Source organism: Paenibacillus sp. LHD-38, from assembly GCF_031157315.1.
GTDB lineage: Bacteria > Bacillota > Bacilli > Paenibacillales > Paenibacillaceae > Pristimantibacillus.
This window is the reverse complement of sequence record NZ_JAVIFU010000034.1, coordinates 19,057-35,116: the sequence shown is the minus strand read 5'-3', so window position 1 is coordinate 35,116 and position 16,060 is coordinate 19,057. Positions and strand designations below refer to the sequence as shown.

The 16,060-nt window shown below is 48.2% G+C and carries 17 protein-coding genes and 1 riboswitch; of the genes, 9 read left to right on the top strand and 8 right to left on the bottom strand.

Going from position 1 to position 16,060, the window contains the following annotated elements; genetic code table 11:
- Nucleotides 1–104: 104 nt before the first annotated feature.
- The 5 genes from RCO25_RS24100 (at nucleotide 105) to RCO25_RS24080 (ending at nucleotide 6,259) form a co-directional block, all read left to right on the top strand.
- Nucleotides 105–2,120, top strand: a complete 2,016-nt coding sequence (locus RCO25_RS24100; RefSeq protein WP_308998662.1) for a M1 family metallopeptidase — start codon at nucleotides 105–107, stop codon at nucleotides 2,118–2,120.
- A 27-nt stretch (nucleotides 2,121–2,147) separates the two neighbouring features.
- Nucleotides 2,148–2,963: a hypothetical protein gene (locus tag RCO25_RS24095; protein WP_308998661.1), complete on the top strand. Its 816-nt coding sequence runs from the start codon at nucleotides 2,148–2,150 to the stop codon at nucleotides 2,961–2,963.
- A 158-nt stretch (nucleotides 2,964–3,121) separates the two neighbouring features.
- Nucleotides 3,122–3,706, top strand: a complete 585-nt coding sequence (locus RCO25_RS24090; RefSeq protein WP_308998660.1) for a hypothetical protein — start codon at nucleotides 3,122–3,124, stop codon at nucleotides 3,704–3,706.
- 417 nt (nucleotides 3,707–4,123) lie between these two features.
- Nucleotides 4,124–4,276: riboswitch (cyclic di-AMP (ydaO/yuaA leader) on the top strand.
- Nucleotides 4,277–4,279: 3 nt separating this feature from the next.
- Complete coding sequence (locus RCO25_RS24085; protein WP_308998659.1) at nucleotides 4,280–4,756, top strand: C40 family peptidase; 477 nt, start codon at nucleotides 4,280–4,282, stop codon at nucleotides 4,754–4,756.
- A gap of 159 nt (nucleotides 4,757–4,915) precedes the next feature.
- Nucleotides 4,916–6,259: a deoxyribodipyrimidine photo-lyase gene (locus RCO25_RS24080; protein ID WP_308998658.1), complete on the top strand. Its 1,344-nt coding sequence runs from the start codon at nucleotides 4,916–4,918 to the stop codon at nucleotides 6,257–6,259.
- A 137-nt stretch (nucleotides 6,260–6,396) separates the two neighbouring features.
- Here RCO25_RS24080 and RCO25_RS24075 read toward each other — a convergent pair whose 3' ends face one another.
- On the bottom strand, nucleotides 6,397–7,638 hold the full coding sequence (locus RCO25_RS24075) for an MFS transporter (protein WP_308998657.1): 1,242 nt from the start codon (nucleotides 7,636–7,638) through the stop codon (nucleotides 6,397–6,399).
- Nucleotides 7,639–7,752: 114 nt separating this feature from the next.
- Between RCO25_RS24075 and RCO25_RS24070 the strand changes: the two genes are divergently transcribed.
- The gene (locus RCO25_RS24070) at nucleotides 7,753–8,274 is read left to right on the top strand and encodes a GNAT family N-acetyltransferase (RefSeq protein WP_374992154.1); all 522 of its coding nucleotides are present in this window, start codon (nucleotides 7,753–7,755) and stop codon (nucleotides 8,272–8,274) included.
- On the opposite strand, the gene RCO25_RS24065 is transcribed toward RCO25_RS24070, so the two are convergent.
- The 3 genes from RCO25_RS24065 to RCO25_RS24055 form a co-directional block, all read right to left on the bottom strand.
- On the bottom strand, nucleotides 8,271–8,564 hold the full coding sequence (locus tag RCO25_RS24065) for an EAL-associated domain-containing protein (RefSeq protein WP_308998696.1): 294 nt from the start codon (nucleotides 8,562–8,564) through the stop codon (nucleotides 8,271–8,273). The two genes, RCO25_RS24070 and RCO25_RS24065, sit on opposite strands and share 4 nt — an antisense overlap.
- Nucleotides 8,565–8,573: 9 nt before the next feature.
- Nucleotides 8,574–9,506 (bottom strand): EAL domain-containing protein, encoded by a 933-nt coding sequence (locus tag RCO25_RS24060; RefSeq protein ID WP_308998656.1) that lies wholly within the window; start codon nucleotides 9,504–9,506, stop codon nucleotides 8,574–8,576.
- 131 nt (nucleotides 9,507–9,637) lie between these two features.
- Nucleotides 9,638–9,931, bottom strand: a complete 294-nt coding sequence (locus RCO25_RS24055; protein WP_308998655.1) for a hypothetical protein — start codon at nucleotides 9,929–9,931, stop codon at nucleotides 9,638–9,640.
- Between the two features lie 182 nt (nucleotides 9,932–10,113).
- Here RCO25_RS24055 and motA point away from each other — a divergent pair, with 182 nt between their 5' ends.
- Nucleotides 10,114–10,914: a flagellar motor stator protein MotA gene (motA, locus tag RCO25_RS24050; RefSeq protein WP_308998695.1), complete on the top strand. Its 801-nt coding sequence runs from the start codon at nucleotides 10,114–10,116 to the stop codon at nucleotides 10,912–10,914.
- On the top strand, nucleotides 10,898–11,740 hold the full coding sequence (locus RCO25_RS24045) for a flagellar motor protein MotB (protein WP_308998654.1): 843 nt from the start codon (nucleotides 10,898–10,900) through the stop codon (nucleotides 11,738–11,740). Before motA ends, RCO25_RS24045 begins: the two co-directional genes overlap by 17 nt.
- A gap of 67 nt (nucleotides 11,741–11,807) precedes the next feature.
- Here RCO25_RS24045 and rluF read toward each other — a convergent pair whose 3' ends face one another.
- Genes rluF through RCO25_RS24030 form a run of 3 tightly spaced genes read right to left on the bottom strand, consistent with a single transcriptional unit; the run spans nucleotide 11,808 to nucleotide 15,175 of the window.
- A complete protein-coding gene (gene rluF / locus RCO25_RS24040; protein WP_308998653.1) occupies nucleotides 11,808–12,509 on the bottom strand; it encodes a 23S rRNA pseudouridine(2604) synthase RluF in 702 nt (233 codons plus the stop codon).
- Nucleotides 12,510–12,515: 6 nt separating this feature from the next.
- Nucleotides 12,516–13,304: an NAD(P)H-binding protein gene (locus RCO25_RS24035; RefSeq protein WP_308998652.1), complete on the bottom strand. Its 789-nt coding sequence runs from the start codon at nucleotides 13,302–13,304 to the stop codon at nucleotides 12,516–12,518.
- 44 nt (nucleotides 13,305–13,348) lie between these two features.
- Complete coding sequence (locus tag RCO25_RS24030) at nucleotides 13,349–15,175, bottom strand: ATP-binding protein (protein ID WP_308998651.1); 1,827 nt, start codon at nucleotides 15,173–15,175, stop codon at nucleotides 13,349–13,351.
- 199 nt (nucleotides 15,176–15,374) lie between these two features.
- Here RCO25_RS24030 and tadA point away from each other — a divergent pair, with 199 nt between their 5' ends.
- Nucleotides 15,375–15,839, top strand: coding sequence for a tRNA adenosine(34) deaminase TadA (gene tadA / locus RCO25_RS24025; protein ID WP_308998650.1), 465 nt, complete (start codon nucleotides 15,375–15,377; stop codon nucleotides 15,837–15,839).
- Between the two features lie 6 nt (nucleotides 15,840–15,845).
- Here tadA and RCO25_RS24020 read toward each other — a convergent pair whose 3' ends face one another.
- A complete protein-coding gene (locus tag RCO25_RS24020) occupies nucleotides 15,846–16,040 on the bottom strand; it encodes a Spo0E family sporulation regulatory protein-aspartic acid phosphatase (protein ID WP_308998649.1) in 195 nt (64 codons plus the stop codon).
- Nucleotides 16,041–16,060 lie beyond the last annotated feature (20 nt).

Genomic DNA, 16,060 nt, shown 5'->3' with positions numbered 1-16,060 from the left:
GTATTCACACCTTCCCCAATACAATAATTCCATTTTAGCTAATAATCATCGAAAAGCAAACATATACATGCTGTAGATGCTTGTCAACGGGAGGGAAACGTTCAATGACTCCACGCTATTTCAAACGAATTTTACTCGTAATACTCGCAGTCGTCATGCTCGGATTATCTGTGCAGTACGGCTTCGGGACTGCTTGGCAATCCCAATATACTTATGCTTTCGCCCCCGCCGCCAAAGCCAAGCAAGCACCAGCCCCTGCGCAAAAATCGGCCAAGCCGCCAGTCGTGCAGGAACCGAATACGGTCATGACACCAAAACCGCAGGAGCTCAGCAAACGTATCGTTGAGTACCATATCAGCGTACAGTTAGTTGATAACGCAAAGCAATTAAACGGTGATCAGACTGTAACCTGGACCAACCCCGGCAAAAAAACAGTGTCCGAGCTCTATTTCCATCTGTACCCAAACGCCTTTCATTCGGAGCAATCCACGTTTATGAAGGAGTCCGGCGGCAAGCTCCGTCAGGACAAAGCAACCCAGAACAGCCAAGGCTATATGAAGCTGCTAACGTTAGAGACGCTTAACGGCGAGAGCCTGCTGCCGCGTCTGCAATACGTGCAGCCTGATGACGGCAACGCCGATGACTTCACCTTGGCCAAAATACGCCTGCCTGAGCCTGTGGACCCAGGCAAATCCGTAACGCTTCGAATGGGCTATGAGGTGAAGCTGCCCGAGGTTTTTGCAAGAATGGGCTATTCCGGTAATTTCGTCATGGCGGGACAATGGTTTCCGAAGCTCGCCGTCTATGAACCGATTGGAACACGGGGACGTACCTTCGAAGGCTGGAATGTACACCAATACCATGGGAATTCCGAGTTTTACAGCGACTTCGGCATATACAGTGTAAGGATTAAGGTTCCTGAAGCCTACACGGTTGCTGCTACCGGCTTCCAAACCAAGCCAATAGAAATCAAAGACCAGATGAAGGTTTACCAATTTTACGCGGATGACGTTCACGATTTTGCTTGGTCAGCCTCACCGGACTTTGTTTATGAGGAGACGGCCTACTCCGATACGGGTATTCCAGGCGTACGGATCAAGCTATACCTCGATCCCACGCATGCGGCCCTAAAGGATCGTTATATGCACGCAGCCAAGTCCGCTCTCTCCAGCTATGCGAAGTGGTATGGCGAGTACCCTTACAGCACGCTCTCGGTCGTTGTGCCTCCGAAAGGGGCAAATGGAGCCGGCGGCATGGAGTATCCAACACTCATTACCGCCTTTGCCGCTGAGAAAGAAAATCCCGGCTACGATCTCGAGCGTACGGTAGTGCATGAGATCGGACATCAATACTGGTACGGAATGGTGGCCTCCAACGAGTTCGAAGAGGCTTGGCTGGACGAAGGCTTTACGTCCTACGCCGAGGATAAAGTCATGGAAACCGCTTATGGTTTAGAGTCAAATTTGCGAATGGAGGCCAGTTATATGACCGATCCCGCGCCGCTCAAGCAGCTGTCCTGGTCCTATGGCAGCCACTCGCAATACGCAGAAAACGTATATATGCGGGCCAAGCTCGTGCTTGTCGGAATAGAAAATCAGGTCGGCTCCAGGACCATGCAGAAAATATTACGCACCTATTTTCAAAAATATAAATTCAAGCACCCGAACACCGCTGATTTCCAGCGTGTTGTCGAGCAGGTAACCAAAGGCAATTGGCATGATTATTTCAGCCAGTACGTATACGACGATCAAATGGCTGATTTCTCTATTGAATCCATACATGTTCGTCCGGTTACGAAAGACGGATCCCAGATGTATGAATCGATTGTGCTCGTCAAAAAGAACGGCGGCAGCAATGGCGACATCAAAGTTCTAATGAAATTTACAGACGGCTCCCAAGTAACGAAGCTATGGAACGCCGAGGAATCCCATATGCAATACAAGCTGCTGCATTCGTCTCCGATTGAATGGGCCATTGTCGACCCTAGTTACAGCAATGTGCTCGACAACAAGCTCATCAACAACTATATGCAGGCTCAACTGCCTGAGGACAAGCGGACGAGATGGAGCCTCGGCGCAGTCAAGCTAATTGAAGGACTGCTCGGGTCGCTGAGCTGGTAAGTAACTGCGTTCAAGGAGCGATAAACGATGAAGATACATTTGAAGCAAGGCTGGCAACTCGCGGTTAAACATTTTTACCTCGTTATTTTATTATTCTTATACCAGCTGCTATGGGGATTTTTCCTCTACCGGTTCATTGATTCGGTCATATCCCCACTGCTGCGGAGATATCCGAGCTCATATCCGTCTGACATTGCCGCTCAGCTCTTCATGACCGAAGCACAGTTCCAGCTGTTCAAGACCGATATCATCTCTCCGTACGTTTGGACGCTTGGAAGCCTTCTCGTTGCAAGAATGCTGATCACCCCCTTGTTTAATGCCGGGCTTTTCTATTCGCTGAACCAAGCCCGGTCAGACGGGGGGACCCGGTTTTTGGAGGGCATCCGCAAAGCGTGGAAGCCCGTGGTTCTCCTCTACTGGATCGAGGCCATCCTCTCGCTTGCCCCTGCTTGGTATTTGCTGCCGCGCTCGCTTGATGCCCTGCTGGAGAGCGGCTCTGTGCCTGAACTGCTGCAGGCGGTTCTTCCCGGCGCAGCGCTGTGGCTGCTTTGGGGCACGCTGCTGCACCTGTTGTTCCTAGCCATGCAGTTCGGCGCCGCTTCGGGCGAAGGCATATTCCGTTCCCTTTGGCGGGCGCTTCGAAATTTTATCTCCTATGGAGCCCTATCGCTTATCATGTGGGGGATTGGAGCTGCCGTGGGACTCGCTGTCACGAGTTTATCCATGCTATGGGCTGGGTTGTTCGCACTCATTCTGCATCAGGGCTATCACCTGATTCGAACACTGATGAAGGTATGGACGATAGCCGCGCAGTACGATTACCTGCAAACCAAACAATTGTAGTAGCGTAAACGGCCGTAGCCATTATAGGAATAAGAAGCCCTCAGCTCCACGATTACTGTGGAAACGAAGGCTTTTTTATTTTGCAGACAAGCGCAACTAAATGATGGCATTTCTGTATAAATAGTTAAGAGAATCTGAACAATGGGGGATACACGCAAATGATGCGTAAAAAACTGATTATCATATCGATGGCATTGCTTATATCTGGCGGTTCATTAGTTGCAGCAGACAAATTAATGCAGAAGGTAACGCTGATTTACAATAACAAGCAATCCTCAGAGGATGGTTTGCTCGTAGATGATAAGGTGTACATCAATATCCGCTCCTTAAGCGACTCCTTGCAAGCTTTTATCCAGTGGAGGGGAAGCGAGAAGAAGCTGGTCATTCAGAAGCCCAACGTTCATATGTTTCTGATGAATGAGAAAAGAACGATGTTCGGGCAGGTTGATAAAGGCAGCGTTCAGAAGTTTTTGGTGCAAGCGCAAATCGATAACCTAAATATCCCTATTACGGAATTTAAGGTCACTCTTGTTGACCCTAACGATAAAGAAACCACCATTGACCGGCGCAGCCAGGATGATGATGATTTCAAGGAATTTGTTGAGAAGGATACCTTCTGGTTCAGCTCGAAGCTTGTCTCTTATGACTTTAAATACGCAGGCAAATACAAGCTGCGTTTTTGGATGGAACAGAAGAACGGCGATCCGCAGCTCATTTCCGAGAAAATCATTACCGCCAAATAAATGAAATGCTTCTTCCCGAAAGGGGCCGTTTATATAAACGGTCCCTTTTTCTTTTCAATAACGACATAGAAGTCGTTCCTTGTCCCAATCCGTCTGTTTGCCTTATAATCTAGCGCTAAAATAGATGAGATTTTTTTAATCTTATACGAATAAACCGCTAACTGCCGCCGTTTATGGGACTTTAGACTAGCCCGCTCCACACCTCTGCCAAAGGACAAATCGGTATATTTTACACAATAACCACATAATTAATGAAATTGAGTCATGGCTTTTAGTTAGAAAGAACTACTATTGAGCGTTTATTTTACACAAAAAACGTTTAAACGGAGCGAATTGCCAAAAGGTTACATGAGAATTATTAGAAATTGCAATTAAAGGCAGGAGATGAATGAAAATAATCGAATAATTCTCAAGAGCAATAAAAAACGGCCTAATTCCCTATCGGGAAACGGGGGAACCACTTTGGGTGAATTGATTCTGACGTCTGATTAACTTGCAGCGCCTGAGGAATCATAGGGAACCTTCAACCGAACCCCACAGCTAACCTCGTCGGCATTGGAAGGAGTTTCACAATTGAAAAAGGTTACCGCAATACTCCTGGGTCTCGTTCTCGTGCTCGCTTTTCAAGCGGGAGGCGCTTTCGCAGACTCGAAATTAAACGGAGTTATCAGTGATGTTATTGGTACTCCGTACAAAAGCGGCGGAACGACGTCGAGAGGTTTTGATTGCTCCGGCTTTACGAGCTATGTGTTCGATAAAATGGGCATCGATCTTCCGCGCACTTCCGGCTCGCAAGCAAAATCAGGCACGAAGGTCGCTAAATCAGACCTAATTCCGGGAGATCTTGTGTTCTTCGACACAGCTGGCGGCAACAACAGCGCCGTATCCCATGTTGGCATTTACATTGGAGATGGCAAGTTTGCACATACATCCCTTAGTAGAGGCGTTGTAACAGACAAACTTAACTCATCCTATTATGAAGACCGTTATGTGACTGCACGTCGTGTCATGGATGCGGATTCTTTCCAAACGAATGCCGACGCTCAATAGAGTAACCTAATCCCTCGTTTTGAGGGTTGCACGGGTAGACTCATCCAGCAAAGCCGCAGTTTTTTGTCCTCTTGCGACAAACGACTTGCGGCTTTGCTGTTTCATTTCAAGCCGATTGCGGTCTATCATTTGCCGCTTTTGGAGAAGGAGCTATGCCTGATGTATTTGTTTATTCATCGCAAGGACTTGCGCACGACAGATATGCGCGCCTTTGACTATTTAAGAAAAAAGGATACACAAGGCATTCATCTGCTAATCATAGATCCCGTGCTTATTGGCGGCGGCCGAATGACCAGTCATAGCGGCCGAAACTTTATGGCGCAAGCCGCCTCCTTGCTGCACAGCTACTCTAATGCAGGAAAGGAGCTGCATGTGCTTTACGGAGACCCTGCATCGATTACTGATGCTCTTTTGCAGGCTCATCCGATTGAAGAAGTCATCGTCCATGCAGACTACACGCCTTACTCACGCCAAAGGGATGAACGGCTGCAGCAGATCACTCGCCTTTTAGGACGACGCTGGATGCCGATTGCAGACGCGCCGCTTGCTGACTTAGAAGCGTTCCCTGCATTTGCTCGGCGCTCCGAGCCTTATAAGGTATTTACACCCTTTTACCGCATGTGGTGCACCTTTATGCTTGAGTGCTATAACAGGGCGAGCGACACGGCGGTTCAGGAACTTGCAACCCTATGCGAAATAGACGGCAAGGTCGCTCTTGCATTCGCGCTGCCAGAAACCGTTTCTTGCGCGCTTGGCGGCACGAACGTAGAAGGGGCGCCGAAGTCGCTCGCTAAGCTGGACCGTTTCGTACGTGAGCGCCTTGCTTCATACGCAAATGGCCGTGACGCTTACGCTGCGGAGCATACAAGCGGGCTTGCTCGGTTCCTGAATACAGGCGCCCTCTCTGCTCGTCACGCTTACGAGCTTACGGAAGGGCTGCCCGGTGCGGAAACTTGGGTCCGCCAGCTCGCATGGCGTGATTTTTATTTGTATCAAGCGATGTATCATGATGATTTTTTCCGGTATGAGCAGCTTGCTGATTTGTCTCCGCTTTCGGATACGAATTTTGAAGCATGGGCTTCGGCTGCCACAGGTATTCCGATCATTGATGCGGCTATGACACAGCTCAACCGCACAGGTGAACTGCCCAACCGTTTGCGAATGGTAACGGCCATGTTTCTAACCAAAAACCTGCTTTGCCCTTTTACGCTTGGTGAGCAGTATTTCCGCCTTCACTTGGGCGATTATGACAATACGCTTAACCGAGGCGGTTGGCTGTGGTGCTCCTCTCTTGGATATGACGCTGCTCCCTATTTCCGCGTTATGAACCCGGCTGCGCAATCGCGAGCACATGATCCTAGCGGAAGCTATATTAGGCGTTGGCTTCCTCATTTAGAGCATTTATCCGATAAGGAGATTCACCTGCCGCAAAGCGGAGCTATTGTCGATCTAAAAGCATCGCGAGCGCGTGCTATTGAAGTATACAAAACGATACTGAAGTAGCCGTCTCCAATCACCAAGAGTCGGACAAGCCGTTCCATATTTCTTTTGTTTACTAACGAATAAACCTCCGTATTTGCTTTGAAACAGCAAATACGGAGGTTTTTCATTACTTTCGAAACTCTTATCTTCTAACAACCTTAAATCTGCGAGCGAATTCCCTGCTTCTGTTTTCTTCCCAGAACAAGCATAACCGCCAGCAGAACCAGCATTAGTATAACGAGCGCGCTAACATACCATAAGGTGGACTGTACATTGTACTGATCCATAAACCAGCCCGTCACTCGCGGGAAAATAGCGCCTCCAAGACCGCCGCATGCCACAAGCAAGCTGGTGGTTCTTTCGGTCATTCCCGGAATAAGCTCATTGGCATATACGAGAGCAATTCCGAAAATACCTGAGAAGAACAACCCGCTCAAGGCAACGAGCGCAAGCATCCAGCTTAGCTGTCCCATAACGGCCATTAAAACAAATATAACGGAAGCCCCCGCCGTTGCGATGAACAAGTAACGGGAGTAGCCCATTCGATCCGCTAGCACGCCGGCAAACAGACGGCCAAGCACCATCGTCCCCCAGAATAAGCTGAGAGCAGCTGCAGCGCTGGACTCATCAACCTCCGAACGAACGATGAGAATAGAAGGAAGATAGTTCGAGAAGCTCATTTCCATGCCCACGTAAATCATAAAAAATAAGGCCGACAACAAGAGGAATGGCAGCGCTTTGCGCGGATAGCCAAAAAAGACGGAAGCTTCAGCAGCATGAGCAGCAGCTCCCCCTTCTGGCTCAGATGCCTTGCCTTGCACCACAGCCCTGACTGGCATATACCCGAGCTGGTTATCCAGCTCACCGAATGACATGGTCAACCACAGCACGAAGGTGATGCCGGACATTGCAGCCAGTATGGGGAAGGAAACCTGCCAGATGCTTTGCTGAATAAGATAAGCCGCTGCGATGGGAATCAATAAAGCACCAACGCCAAAAAAGGTTTCCAAGCGGCTCATCGCGGACGCCTTACCGTTTTTCGCCATATCAATAATCATGGCGCCGACTACCGCTTCAGTCATCCCAAAGCCGAGTCCCGCGAGCGGGGCAATCGCCAGCATCCAGCCCCAAGGAAGCAGCAGGCTGTAAGCTGCTTCACTAAGCGTGAGTATACCCATTGCTATTAACACGGCACCCCGTTTACCAACCCTCGCGGTAATGGACGGCGCGAGCAGAACACCTACCAGAAAACCGAGAAACTGGTTCATGATCCATTGCCCGCCGTCTTTATAGGTTAATCCGTAATAATCGATAAGCTGCTCCAAAATGGACCCGCCCACCACATGGGCAACTCCAATTACAAGGTATGACAAACATCCAAGCCAAATTAACTTCTTCATTCTTATGCTTCTCCTTATATACGCACGCTCTTCTTGCGCCTGTCTGATATAATTATCCTGTTTCAACCCGTTTACCCGTTAAGCAGCAGCTCATTCCAACGGAGGTACCGACCTATGACAAGCAACCAAAGCTCCACCCATTATAATCGAGAATCATTCGATATGACCATACATCAGCTCGAAATTGCTCATGCGCAGGATATCTGCAGTTGGAGCTATGATGCACCCTATGATTGCTATAATTGGCCGTCATGGGAGCAAATGAAAAAAGACGAAATCGAATTTGGCGATTCCGTCCTTCGTGCGTCTCAATATGCTGCTGTAGTGGATAAAAGCCTCCATTTGATCGGCTTTGCGCAATTCTTTCCGATAACCGGCGTGACACGGCTTGGGCTTGGACTCCGGCCTGACCTTTGCAGCCGCGGCTTAGGCCCCGCATTCACACAGCTTATTGTGTCGGAAGCTCAGCGCCGCGCCCCTCAAAACGAAGTTGATTTGGAGGTGCTGGCTTGGAATAAGCGCGCCATTCGCGCGTACCAGCAAGCAGGCTTTCAAATTACGGATACCTATTCGCGTTCGACACCTGCAGGCTTCGCTGAATGCCACTGCATGGTTTATGAGCCTGGCGCGCATTAAAGCCGCTGGGCATCTCGCTCGGTATCCTTCAAATCCATAAATAATATAAGCCCAGGCGCAACCAGCACCGATACGGTTCGAATCCAGACATGGGAATCCAGATCCGTATAAGCTCGTGATACGATTGCGCGCCGATTCTCGTTTAGTTGAACCAGGTTAGGAACAAAATAGGGGCGCCAGCTCCAATTCGCCCCGCGATACTGGACCTCTCGCCGCCATGCTTGTTCCGATTCCCGGCAAAAATTCGAGGACAGCTGAATGCCGTCATCATTACATAAGTAAACCCGTATACAATGATCCTAAAGCTCAGGAAGCAGCTCCTCGATCCATTCATCCTTGTCTTCGGGGTACTCCGCTTTCTGTACCAGCTCAATCAGCTGCTCGGCCAGCTGCTCCGATTGCCTCTGCAAATCTCTCTCGGAGCCTACATAATGCTGCAAATGCTGCTCCAGCTCCGCTTCAATTATCGCTGCAAAACATCCGGGTTCCCGAAACTCCGGCTCCGCTCTTGCAAACATAAAGCCTTGAACGTACCGTGCGCCAGCCTGTATGGAGCGAGCCAAGTCCTCCCGCGTCTCTACGCCTTCAACCAGCAGTGAAGCGCCAATTTGCTCCGCCAAATCGGAGAAGGAGCGCAGCACTCCAAAATAGCCGTCATGCGTCGCGCTCTTTTTAATCATATGAATATCGATTTTAAGCAGATTCGGCTGAATATGCGCAATGCGATCCGTACTGCTGAAGCCGCTGCCGACATCGTCAATGGCGATTAAGCAGCCTCTAGCCCGGTATAGGTCAACCACGGAGCGAAGCCTCTCCATGGAGCCGTGAAAGCTTTCCTCCGTGATTTCGATGACGATACGCTTCGGATCAATGCCGTATTTGTCGAGCAAGGACAACGTGTACAGCTCGCCGTTCTGCTCATACCGATAAATCCATGACGGCTTTAAATTTATGAAAAGCATGGGCTGCTCTTCCAATAACGTCAGCTTTGAGAAAGCCTGCTCGCGAAGCAACCGATCCACGACAATGTGGTCCTCCTCCGCAATTTGGTCATCACAGAAAAATGGCCCCAGACTGCGAACCGAATCGCCCTTTACCGCTCGGCCAAGCACCTCATAACCCATGATTCGTCTTGTATCCATTGCTATAATGGGCTGATAAAATGCGGCTAGTGTTTCACCGTCTAAACCAAGCGCCTTCGGCAGCAGCAGCGATGATAAGCACTCATTCATAGCGGTCTCCTCTATGTTACATGCATGTTATATTATCTATCATACTTAATTGAATAACATTGTAATAGAGTCGACATAAAATGTAAAGATCCGACAATAAGCTCCCTCAATCGTGCTCAATATATCGATTATTATATCAGCCTAATAATTTGCGTCACTTTATCATCCTGGGAAACCTCAATCACATGATGTTTGTTATTATAGGTAATTACGCCAGTGCCCACCTCTATTACCGGGTTTTCGCCTAAGCCAAAGAACACATCGTCCGCCAATGCCTCCATTACCTCATGCCGATCCTCTACGGGAAGCACAGACCATTCCTCCGGCTCCATTTCAAAAAAAGTGTAGCTGTGCTCGATCTCAGCTACTGCCGCAGTCAAATCCTTCAATATATCTGCATATTCCCTTGCATGTCTAACGCCCATTTGCGTATACCACCTTTATCATCGTCATTTTTTATACACATCTCTCTACTATTCTACCGCATTTTCGCAAATTTTAACGCGTTCGCTTCCAAAACGTTTCATTTACTCTAACTTCAGAATGCCCATATGTCGATAATAGAAGAAGTAGAGAAATGTCGAAAATGATTTGGACGGGGTGTATGATGAAAAATTCAACAATTATCGGACTTGTTCTAGGGTTAATCGCTGTACTCGGAGGGATGGTTTTAAAAGGAGCACACCTGTCGTCTCTTTTAAATCCTGCTGCTTATATGATTATTATTTTGGGAACTGTAGCGTCTGTTATGATCGCCTTTCCCATATCCGAGCTTTCCAAGATCGGGAAGCTGTTTAAAATGGTATTTACCGAGCAAAAGCTGCCTCAGCGTGATGAACTGATTCAACGTTTCATGGAGTGGGCATCCATTACGCGCCGCGAGGGCTTGCTTGCTCTTGAAGCAAAAGTTGATGAAATTGAAGATACGTTCCTTCGGAACGGCATGCGTATGATTATTGATGGAAATGACCAAGATTTCGTTCGTGACGTATTGCTTGAGGACATTGCAGCAACGGAAGACCGCCATAAGGCGGGCGCGCTTATTTTTACGCAGGCCGGCACATACGCTCCTACGCTTGGTGTACTTGGCGCGGTTGTAGGCTTGATCGCGGCGCTTGCCGATATGAGTGACATGGCGAAGCTCGCCCATGCTATCGCGGGTGCTTTTATCGCTACATTGCTTGGTATCTTTACAGGTTATGTACTATGGCATCCCATTGCTAACAAACTAAAACGTATGTCTAAGCTGGAAATCCAAATTCGTCTTATGATGGTTGAAGGTCTTCTATCCATTCAATCCGGTGTGTCGACGATCGCGATTAATCAGAAGCTGTCCGTGTTCCTTACACCTACAGAAAGATTGAAGATGAGGGAGAAGGAGGAAGGCGCCGTTGAGCAGAAAGCATAGACACGAAGAACATGAAGAGCATGTTGATGAATCCTGGCTCATTCCTTATGCCGACTTGCTCACCCTGCTGCTCGCACTCTTTATCGTGTTGTACTCCATGAACTCCGTCGACGTGAAAAAGTTCGAAGAAATGTCCAAAGCCTTTAGCGTTGCACTCAGCACGGGCAGCGGCGTTCTAACCGAATCGTCCATCGTGAAATCTGGTGAGGATGACGGAAAGAAACAGGACGAAGCCGGCGGCATTATTGATTCCAAGGATGATAGCAAGGAACAGACGCAAGACCAAACCGCTGAGGAAAAAGCTCGCAAGGCCATTATGGAGCAGGAGCAAAAGGATCTTGAGGATCTGAAGAAGAAGGTTGACGCTTATATCAAAAAGAACGGCCTAACAACCGATTTGGAAACGAAGCTCAATCTTTCCCAGCTCATGATTACCATTAGCGACAACGCCTTGTTTGCCCCGGCGCAAGCGTCTGTCAAGCCAGAATCGAAAGCGCTGGCCGTTGCCATTGGCAAGATGCTCCAGCAATATCCGGATTACCAGGTCATCGTATCCGGCCATACCGATACGACGCCGATCTCGAATGTCTTCTTCAAGTCGAATTGGGATTTGAGCTCGATGCGTGCCATTCGTTTTATGGATATATTGCTCGAAAATAAACAGCTAAAGCCCGAACGCTTCAGCGCTATCGGCTATGGCGAATATCGGCCGGTAGCCGATAACAAAACGGCGGCAGGCAAGTCCAAAAACCGCCGGGTTGAGGTTTCAATCATGCACAGCTACTCCGATGAAACAAATCCGCAGAGTCTAGCCGTAACGAAATAATAAACAAAAAACCCTGAACCCACTCACAAACGGAGTGTGGTTCAGGGTTTTTCTTTTATTCTCGGTCCTACACTGGCTTATAACTCAGCGTTTCAAATAACGTCGCCTTCTCGGCCTCCGTCAGGTCTCTCCACTTCCCGACATGCAGTCCTGCGAGCTGGATGTTCATAATACGCTCCCGCTGCAGCCGCCTTACATGATAGCCAAACGCCTCGCACATTCTGCGGATTTGGCGGTTTCGACCTTCTGTTAAAATAATGCGGAATACCCGGTCCGTAACTCTCGTTACCACACACGGCAAAGTCATGCTTCCCAAAATGCGAACACCGCTCGCCATCCCTTGCAGGAATGCGTCTGTCACGGGCTTATCCACCGTGACCAAATATTCCTTCTCATGCTTCCCCTCCGAGCGGAGAATCGGGTTCACGATGTCTCCGTCATTCGTTAGAAGAATCAGTCCCTCTGAATCCTTATCCAGCCTGCCTATTGGAAAGATACGCTCTGAATGACCGACAAAATCAACAATATTTCCTTTGATATGAAGCTCAGTCGTACTCGTAATGCCTACCGGCTTATTCAGCGCAATATAAACATGGTTTTTTTGCTCGCCGATTTTTTGGCCATCGACACGCACATCGTCGCCAAGCTCAGCCTGACTGCCGAGCTGTGCCGTAACACCGTTAATTGTTACGCGTCCGCCGTCTACCAGCTTATCCGCCTCACGCCTGGAGCAATATCCCGTTTCACTAATAAACTTATTAATTCTCAAGCTGTTTCACCCCGTTGTATGTACTGCCAAATCGGCAATTTTGTCCGATGGATAATAATATATAGCCGGTGCCTTGCTTGCAGCGGCTGCAGCATCTTTTGTCACTGCGTTTTCTGCTGCCCGGATCATCGCTAATGCCACATCCGTTCCCTTTATCGGCCGATATTTCCGCAAAGGACCAATCATCGCAAACTGCAGCCCCTTTGATACAAACGCCCCGATGGCTTCGCCTGGTCGAACGGCTGTCCGCTCACCAAGCAGAAGAGAGGGTTGGAATACCTGCACGATCGGAATATGCAAACGGGCCAGCGCATCCTGCAGCTCTCCTTTGACTCTGCTATAAAAGATGTTCGAGCTTGAATCCGCTCCCATTGCCGTAACAACAGAGAAAAGAGAGGCACCCGTTCGTTCTGCAAAATGAGCCAGCATTAACGGATAATCGTAATCAACTCTCCGGAATGCTTCTCGCGTCTTGGCCGCTTTAATCGTCGTCCCTAGCGTGCAGAACACTGCGTCGACGGTTACCTGATCTAACGCTTGATCCATGTCATCAAGGTCTGCCACGATAACCCTCAGCTTCATCCTCTCGCTTGTTGTCCCTAACCCCTTGACCACTATTGGCCGCCTGGCGAGAACCGTTACCTCTCTTACGAGAGGATCGCGAAGGAGCTGCCTGAGCAAAGCAGAACCTATTAAGCCGGTAGCCCCCACAAGCAAAGCACTACAGCCGGCTGTTTCATTATCAGACAAACCTGTATTTGATCCTGTCTCCTTCAATACGATATCATGCTTCAATGGAGAATTCCCTCCCTCGTACCCCTAAGAAGCCGGTTCCATGCTCATGCTTCCAGTATAACGCTCTCTCCTGTTTCTTTCAAAGCAGGAAGCATAACATGTATGGTCGTTCCAACATTCACTTGGCTCTTGATCTCCATCGTTCCCCGATGGCTGTTAATAATCCGTTGGGTCACCATTATGCCAAGTCCAGTACCCGTTTCCTTGCCCGTAAAAAAAGGATCGCCGATTTTCGGAATCATTTCATCCGGAATGCCCATGCCTTCATCCGTAATCGCAATTGAAATATGCTCCCTCTTATGTCCGATATGGATGTGGATCTCACCACCGCTTGGCATGGCTTCAATCGCGTTTTTCAACAAATTAATAAATACCTGCTTTAATTGATTTTCCTCGCATGAAATCAGGCAAATTTCTTCCGTCAACGAAATACAGAACTCTATATTATGCAGAAGGGCTTCACTATTCATTAACGCAATGACATCCTGCAGCACGTCCCGCACATCCTTGGTCACAAATCTCGTTGCCTGCGGCTTAGCCAAGATTAGAAACTCCCCGACGATGAGGTTGATACGGTCGAGCTCCGAGAGCATAAGGGTTACATGGGAAAGCGCCAGCTTCTTGCTCTCCTGCTGGAGCTGCAAAAAACCGCGCAGCGTCGTTAGCGGATTCCGAATCTCATGCGCTACGCCCGCCGCAAGCTGTCCAACCGTCGTCAGCTTCTCCGATCTGCGCAGCAGCTCCTCCATTTTATTGCGGCTTCTCATATCTCTTGAAATACTGGCAAAAGCTCGAATCGTTCCATCAGAATCACGGATAGGCGAAAGCGTCACGCTAACGGGAATCAATTCGCCTGACTTGGTAATTCGCATCGTCTCCTGTGCAGGCAGCGCCTTCCCTAACAACAGCTGATTCAGCATATTTTTCATTTCCGTCCGGTGAGTTTCCGGCAGGATCGGATAGATAAGCCCGATAACCTCCTCTTCCTCGTAGCCGAAGAGCTGTTCGAAAGCCCGATTTACCTGAATCACCTTGCCGTCCAGATCATTAAGATGAATCGCATCGCTCGTATGATTTATGAATGACTCCAAATGCTCCTTCATTCGCCGGTTTTCCTCAAACGCCCTTCGCAGCTTGTTCATATAAATACTCAAATTTTGCGACATCGCATTTACCTTTAACGCAAGCAAACCAAATTCGTCCTTGCGCTTAATGCGAATGGGCTGCTGAAAGCGCGCGGAAGAAACCTCATTTACCTTCCATAAAATATCCTTTAGCGGTCTAATCATAACGCCAACCAGCCAATAACTGATGATGAGTACAAGGATCATCGTTATCCCTGTGTAGATCAGCGTATCATTGCGTTTTTGACTGATGAGCTGTGTAAACCCCTCGTCGTCATAAACTACGCTTATGATATACCTGCCCATCTTCTCAGTTGAGTAATAGCTGCGAAAATAAGGCTTCCCGTTGATTTGCATTTTCCGCAGCTCAAACCCCGTTTTCTTCGCCTCGGTTATAACGGACTGCTCACTTATCGTATTCAAATAGGTATACGTGCCGTACGGAACCGATAGTGTGTCTTGCTCAAATACCGTAATTTCCTTTATATTTGGGATTATTGTTTTTACGATATCAAAAAGATGCCCGGGGCTGGAATGGTCGCCGTCTTCAAGGGGAATTCCGAGTCCCGAATGCTTCTCATAGGCGGAAAAGGAATTAGCTATATGCATAGAGGTATCATGCATCGTACGGCGAGCTTGCTCCCGCATGTCATGCATCATCGAATATTCACTTAAAATGTGGTGTAATATGAAGAATGTAAATACGATAAGCGTAATCAGGACAGAGAATTTCATCTTAATCGACAATGTATGACACATCCTTTTACACAAAAACGTGTTTATTAACAACTTATACACATTACTAACAGTTATTGTGCACAGCTCTGAATAAAATGTGAGCATTTTTGTGCATATCCCGCTAGTTATCCACAAAGTTATCCACCACATGTTAACAACGGAATATTTGTTCGTTGTATAATGATAAAAAGCAAAGGGGTTTTAACTTATGACAAGTGAGCAAGAAGACCAGAATTGGATGCTAGAAGCCATAGAAGAAGCCAAAAAAGCCGAGCAAATCGGAGAGGTTCCAATCGGAGCCGTTATTGTTAGAAATAATGAAATCATAGGAAGGGGCTACAATTTACGCGAAACACGGTTCGATCCAACCGCGCATGCCGAAATGGTAGCCATTCGTGACGCCTGCGATCGCATCGGCGCATGGAGATTGTTAGATTGCACATTATATGTCACGTTAGAGCCTTGTCCAATGTGCGCCGGAGCCATTGTCCAATCCAGGGTTAAACGTGTTGTATACGGAACAACTGATCCAAAGGCGGGATGTGCTGGGACGCTCATGAACTTATTGCAAGAGCCCCGTTTCAATCATGAAACGGAGCTCACTAGTGGTATTTTGCAGCCTGAATGCGCATCTTTATTAACGCAATTTTTCCGTAAACTTAGAGTAAAATAGTATCCTTTATAAGTCATCACGTCGAAACGTAATATGTGATAGCTCATCTCTTTGTATATGCTGTAACGCAACAATAAGCTGATCGGCCTCTTCGCTAATTGCTAGAACATCCGGATCTGTCAAGCTGCCGCGTTCTTCGGCTATTTCATGAAGCTTTAGCCGTAGCGACTGCAATTGTTTAAGCAAGTTTTTTTTGTCCATAGCTCGCTTCGGGGCACGCT